Consider the following 6,148-nt stretch of genomic DNA (forward strand, 5'->3'; position numbering starts at 1 on the left):
GGTGTGGGAAACCAAGGTGGTGGAGCGCATCCTGCATAACCTCAGCCTGCTGATGGACCGCAGCTTCAAGAGCGTGCAGGAGCTCAATCGCTACCGCAAGGAGCTGCAGGCGAGCCTGGGCTCCGGCGAGGGCGGCGCGCCGCAGCCGGCTTGAGCGCTCCGGCCTTCCTCGCCAAGATCGTGGCCCGCGCCGAGGCTCCGGCGCGGCTCGCGGCTCTGCCCGGCCCGGTGGTCTTCACCAACGGCGTGTTCGACGTGCTGCACCGCGGCCACGTCACCTACCTGGCGCAGGCGCGCGCCGTCGGCGGCAGCCTGGTCGTGGCGCTGAACACCGATGCCTCCGCCCGCCGCCTCGGCAAGGGCCCGGACCGTCCCCTCAACAACGAACACGACCGCGCGATCGTGATTGCCGCGCTCGAATCGGTGAGCCTCGTGACCTGGTTCGACGAGGACACGCCGGTGGAGTTGCTGTCCGAACTCAGGCCGCAGGTGTACGTGAAGGGCGGCGACTACGACATGCGCAAGCTGGCCGAGACGTCCCTGGTGGAGTCGTACGGCGGCCGCGCGCTGGCGATCCCGTTCGTCGACGGGTATTCGACGACGAACCTGGTGCGCCGGATCAAGTCCGCCGGGTGACCGGTAGGCTGGCGGTGACGGCGCGCAACGCGCGCCCGGAACCCCAGCTTCGCTGCGCTCGCTGATCGCTGGGGTTCCTTCGTCACCGCCAGCCTACGAGTGGCGCGCTTCGCCAGCACGTGAGGTCCGCACTTCGCCCGAGGGGTGATGCCCCCGATGCCGCAAGCGCTTCACGTGCTTGCGCCCCCAGTGCTCCACGTCATCGACCACCTCGAACACCACCGGCACCACCAGCAGACTCAGGATCGTCGACGTGAACAGGCCGCCGATCACGGCGATCGCCATGGGCGAGCGGAAGCTCGGGTCGGCGGCGCCGAGGCCGATGGCGATCGGCAGCATGCCGGCGCCCATGGCCAGCGTGGTCATGATGATGGGCCGCGCGCGCTTGTGGCAGGCATCGAGCAGCGCCTCGAAGCGCGTGAGCCCGCGGTCGCGCCGCGCCACGATCGCGTACTCCACCAGCAGGATCGAGTTCTTGGTCGCGATCCCCATCAGCATGATCAGGCCGATCAGCGAAGGCATCGAGAAACTCTTCTGCGCCAGCAGCAGGCCGACGAAGGCGCCGCCCAGTGAGAGCGGCAGCGCGCTCAGGATCGTCACCGGGTGCAGGAAGTCCTTGAACAGCAGCACCAGCACCACGTAGATGCACAGCACGCCGGTGAGCATCGCCAGCCCGAAGCTCGCGAACAGCTCCGCCATCATCTCCGCGTCGCCCACCTGCACCACGCGCACGCCGGGCGGCAGGTGGCGGATCGAGGGCAGCTGCTGCACCTTCTCGGCGATCTCGCCGAGCGGCTGGCCCGAGAGCTCGATCTCGAAGTTGATGTTGCGCGAGCGGTCGTAGCGGTCGATCACGGCCGGCCCGCCGGAGAGCTCCAGCGTCGCCACCTGTCCCAGCATCACCGTGCCGCCGTGCGTGCTGGGCACCGACAGGCGCTCCAGCACCTGCAAGTCCTGCCGCGCGTCCTCGCGCAGCTTCACCACGATCGGCACTTGCCGCTGCGACAGGTTCAGCTTGGGCAACGAAACGTCGAAGTCGCCGGCCGTGGCGATGCGCAGCGTGTCGCCGATCGCCTGGCTGGTGACGCCCAGGTCCGCGGCGCGGGCGAAGTCGGGCCGCACCACCACCTCGGGGCGGATCAGGCTGGCGGTCGAAGCGATCTGCCCCAGGCCAGGGATGGTGCGCAAGTCCTTCTCCACCGCCACCGCGGCGGCGGAGAGCGCCTTCGGATCCTCGCCCGTGAGCACGAGGATGTACTTCTCGCCCGAGCCGCCCAGGCCCACCTTGCTGCGCACGCCCGGCAGGCGCTCCAGCGCCGTGCGGATCTGGTTCTCGATCACCTGCTTGCGCGGCCGCTCGCCGCGCTCGTCCAGCAGGATGGTCAGCGTCGCCTTGCGCGCTTCCGCCGCGCCGAGGTTGGCGAACGGGTCGCCGCCCGCACTGCCGCCGCCGATGGTGGTGTAGACGCTCTTCACGTGCTTCACCCGCAGCACCGCCTGGCGCGCGTCCTCCGCCGAGCGGCGCGTCTGCTCCAGCGTGGAGCCGGGCGGCAACTCCAGGTAGACCTGGGTCTGCGAGTTGTCGTCGGGCGGGATGAAGCCGGTGGGCAGCAGCGGGATCAGGAAGACGGAAGCGAAGAAGAACAGCGTGGCGAACAGCAGGGTGAGCAGGCGGTGCGTCATGCTCCAGTTCACCGCCCGCAGGTACCATCGCATCCACGCCGGGTCGCCGTGCTCGAGGTGCGCGGGCTTGAGCAGGTAGGCCGCCATCATCGGCGTGAGCATGCGGGCGACCACCAGCGAGGCGAACACCGCCAGCGAGGCCGTCCAGCCGAACTGCTTGAAGAACTTGCCGGCGATGCCGCTCATGAAGGCGGTGGGCAGGAACACCGCGATCAGCGTGAAGGTGGTGGCGATCACCGCCAGCCCGATCTCGTCGGCCGCTTCCATCGCCGCCTGGTAGGGCGTCTTGCCCATCCGCAGGTGGCGCACGATGTTCTCCACCTCCACGATGGCGTCGTCGACCAGGATGCCGATCACCAGCGAGAGCGCCAGCAGCGTCACCACGTTGATGGTGAAGCCCAGCAGGTGCATGCCGATGAAGGCCGGGATCACCGACATCGGCAGGGCGACGGCGGAGACGAAGGTCGCGCGCGCATCGCGCAGGAACAGCCACACCACCAGCACGGCCAGCAGGGCGCCTTCGTACAGCAGGTGCAGCGAGCCCTCGTATTCCTCCTCCACCGGCGTGACGAAGTCGAAGGCCTGGGTGAGCTGCAGGTCCGGGTGCTGCGCCTTCAGCTCCGCCAGTGCCTGGTGCACGGCGGCGCCCACCTGCACCTCGCTCTCGCCGCGGCTGCGCGAGACCTCGAAGCCGACCACCGGCTTGCCATCGAGCAGGGCGGCGGCGCGCGGCTCGGCGATGGTGTCGGTGACCTCGGCCACGTCGGCCAGCTGGATCTTGCGGTTGGCGGCCACCGCGAGCTGGATCTGGCCGATCTCGCGCGCGGTCTGCACGGTGGCCAGCGTACGCACCGGCTGCTCGCCGCCGCCGAGATCCGCGCGGCCGCCCGCGCTTTCCAGCTGCACCTGGCGCAGCTGGCGCGAGATGTCGGCCGCGGTGAGGCCGAGCGCCTCCATCCGCAGCGGATCGAGCGCGACGCGCACCTCGCGCGTGACGCCGCCCACGCGGTTGACGGCACCGACGCCCGGCACTGCCAGCAGCTTGCGCGAGAGCTCGTTGTCCACGAACCAGGACAGGGCCTCCTCGTCCATGCTGCGCGAAGCGACGGTGAAGGCCAGCATCGGCTGGCTGGCCAGCTCCAGCTTGTTGACGATCGGATCGCGCAGGTCCGAAGGCAGGTCCGAGCGCACCCGCGAGACCGCCGAACGGACGTCGTCCACCGCTTCCTGCACCGGCTTCTCGAGCCGGAATTCGACGGTGAGGGTGACCACGCCATCCTGCACCTTGGTCATGATGTGCTTGAGGCCCTGGATGGTCGCGATCGCGTTCTCCAGCTTGCGCGCCACGTCGGTCTCCAGCTGCTGCGGCGAGGCGCCCGGCAGCGAGGCCGTCACCAGCACCGTCGGGAGGTCGATGTCCGGGAAGTTCTGCACCTTCATGGACTTGAACGACAGCAGGCCCGCGAAGGTGAGCAGCACGAACAGCATCAGCGCCGGGATCGGATTGCGGATGGACCAGGCGGAGAAATTCATGGCGCCCTTCCTGGATCAGCGCGCGATGCTGGCCGGGGCGGAGGCCGCCCGGGCGGCGGCCGAAGCAGCGCGGGCCGCGGCGGAGGCGGCACTGGCCGCGGCCGAAGCCGCACTGGCGGCAGCCGATGCAGCGAGCGCCGGCGCCGACGCCGCAGCCGCGGGCAAGGGCGTGTGCGAGTTGGAGACCGAAGCCGAAGCCGTCGTTGCGGGTGCGGATGCCGACGCAGCCCCGGCCCCCGCCCCGGCGGCCGCCGCGGGCGAGGCGCTGGCCGGCTCGTCGGCCAGCCGCACCAGGTCGCCGTCGTTGAGGAAGCCACCGCCGCTGGCCACCAGCCTCATGTCCGGCGTGAGGCCCGAGAGCACCTGCACCCGGTCGCCGGCGATGCGGCCGGTCTGCACCTTGACCTGGCTCACCCGGTTGTCGGGGTTGATGCGGAACACGTAGCTGAAGCCCTCGCGCACCACCACGGCCGGCTGCGGCACGGTGAGCGCGGGCGCCGCGCCGAGGTCGAACTCGCCGCGCGCGAACATGCCGGCCCGCGCGCTGCCCGCAGCCGGGCCGGGCAGCGGCTTCACATCCACGTAGACGATCGCGATGCGGGTCTGCGGATCGACCGTGGGGCCGATCGTGCGCACGCGTCCTTCCAGCCGCGCGCCGCTGGTGGCGGTGACGAGCGCATGGGTGCCGGTGGTGAGCTTGCCCAGTTCCGCCGAGGTGACCTCGGCACGCCACTCGAGCCGGCCCTTGCGGATCAGGCGGAACAGCTCGGTGCCGTTGTTGACCACCGCGCCGACGGTGGCGGTGCGCGCCGAGATCACGCCTTCGTCCGGCGCGTGCACGGCGGCCTGCGCCAGCCGCACGCGCTGCTGCTGCAGCTGCGCCTGGGCCTGCGCCACGCGCGCCTTGGCGGTGGCCTCGGCCGTGACGTACTGGTTGATCTGCGAGGCGCTCATCGCGCCCGTCTGCGACAGCGTGCGGGCGCGCGCCGCGTTGTTGGCCGCCTCGGCCGCCGCCGCCTCGGCCTCGGCCAGGGCCGCCTGCGCCTGCGCCGCCTCGGCCTGCAGCGTGCCGGCGTCGAAGCGCGCCAGCACCTGGCCGCGGCGCACGCGGTCGCCCACGTTCACCAGCACTTCCGCGATGCGCAGGCCGTTGCCTTCGGCGCCGATGGTGGCTTCCTGCCAGGCCGCGAGGTTGCCGTTGGCGGCCAGCGTCACCGGCAGCATGGTTTGCTGCGGCGTCACGACGTTCACGGTCAGCGCCGGCTTGGCCGGTGCCTCCGCGGCTTCTTCCTTGTTGCCGCAGCCGGCCAGCAGTGCGAGCGCCAGCAGCAGCGAGACGGTGGGGAGCAGGTGCAGCATCAGCGGGTGGGTTCCTCGGGGGTGCCGGATTCTGCCGTGCGCGCGGTGGTCTCGGCCGTGTGCCAGCCGCCGCCGAGGGCGCGGTACAGCGCGATCCAGGCGGCGACGCGGTCGCGCTGCAGGCCCACCAGCGTGGTCTCGGCGGCCAGCAGCACGCGGCGCTGGTCTTCCAGCTCGATCAGGCTGCCGAGGCCGCTGCGGTAGCGCGCCTCGGCCGCGGCGAAGGAGACCCGGTAGCCTTCCACGGCGGCGCGGGTGTCGTCGGTGCGCTCCTCGGCGCTGCGCAGGTTGACCAGCGCCTCCTCGACTTCGCGCACGGCCTGGCGCACGCGCGCCTCGTACTGCAGCACGGCTTCCTCGTAGCGCGCCACGGCGGCGTCGTTGGCCGCGGCGCGCCGGCCGGCGTCGAACACCGGCATGGTCAGCGCGAGCGGGCCGATCTGCCAGGTGCGCGCCCGGATGTTCTCGCCGCCCGCGTGCACCAGCACCGAGCCGAGCTGGCCGCTCAGGGTGAGGCGGGGCAGGAGGTCGGCGCGTGCCGCCCCCACGTCCGCGCTGGCGGCCTCGACGTTGCGCTCCGCGAGGTAGACGTCCGGCCGCTGGCGCAGCAGGGCGGCCGGCAGCTCGGGAATCGCGCCGGCGGCGATGCCGGAAGGCTCGGTCCAGCCGCCGTCGAGGCGGCGCCGCAGTTCGGGCTCGGCGAGGCCGGTGAGCGCGACCAGCGCCTTGACGGTGAGGTCGCACTGGGCCTTCTGTTGGGTGGCGCGGGCGGCGCCTTCGGCGGCGCTGGCCCGGGCCTGCGCGGCCACGGCCGGCGCGGTGAAGCCCGCGTCCGCGCTGAGCCTGGTGAGCCGGGCCGATTCGGCCCGCGAGCGCGCGTCGTTGCGTGCCACTTCGAGCTGGCGCTCGCAGACGCGCAGGTCCACATAGGTGGTCG

General features: G+C 71.8%; 4 protein-coding genes and 1 pseudogene. 2 read left to right on the plus strand and 3 right to left on the minus strand.

What is annotated here, in order from left to right; all coding sequences use genetic code 11:
- Nucleotides 1–154: pseudogene (locus VFM98_RS14290) on the plus strand (ferritin-like domain-containing protein); the annotation flags it as partial.
- A complete protein-coding gene (rfaE2, locus tag VFM98_RS14295; protein WP_325110583.1) occupies nt 151–636 on the plus strand; it encodes a D-glycero-beta-D-manno-heptose 1-phosphate adenylyltransferase in 486 nt (161 codons plus the stop codon). The pseudogene VFM98_RS14290 and the gene rfaE2, both read left to right, overlap by 4 nt.
- 93 nt (nt 637–729) lie before the next feature.
- On the opposite strand, the gene VFM98_RS14300 is transcribed toward rfaE2, so the two are convergent.
- The 3 genes from VFM98_RS14300 to VFM98_RS14310 form a co-directional block, all read right to left on the minus strand.
- The gene (locus tag VFM98_RS14300) at nt 730–3,852 is read right to left on the minus strand and encodes an efflux RND transporter permease subunit (RefSeq protein ID WP_325110584.1); all 3,123 of its coding nucleotides are present in this window, start codon (nt 3,850–3,852) and stop codon (nt 730–732) included.
- Nucleotides 3,853–3,867: 15 nt separating this feature from the next.
- Nucleotides 3,868–5,211: an efflux RND transporter periplasmic adaptor subunit gene (locus tag VFM98_RS14305; protein WP_325110585.1), complete on the minus strand. Its 1,344-nt coding sequence runs from the start codon at nt 5,209–5,211 to the stop codon at nt 3,868–3,870.
- A partial coding sequence (locus VFM98_RS14310; protein WP_325110586.1) for an efflux transporter outer membrane subunit occupies nt 5,211–6,148 on the minus strand: 938 nt, incomplete at its 5' end. The genes VFM98_RS14305 and VFM98_RS14310, both read right to left, overlap by 1 nt.

The sequence above is a fragment of the Ramlibacter sp. genome (assembly GCF_035706265.1).
Taxonomy (GTDB): domain Bacteria; phylum Pseudomonadota; class Gammaproteobacteria; order Burkholderiales; family Burkholderiaceae_C; genus Ramlibacter.

Coding starts and splice junctions, on each gene's coding strand:
- VFM98_RS14300 (WP_325110584.1), bottom strand. CDS start 3,852: ATGAATTTCTCCGCCTGGTCCATCCGCAATCCGATCCCGGCGCTGATG.
- VFM98_RS14305 (WP_325110585.1), bottom strand. CDS start 5,211: ATGCTGCACCTGCTCCCCACCGTCTCGCTGCTGCTGGCGCTCGCACTG.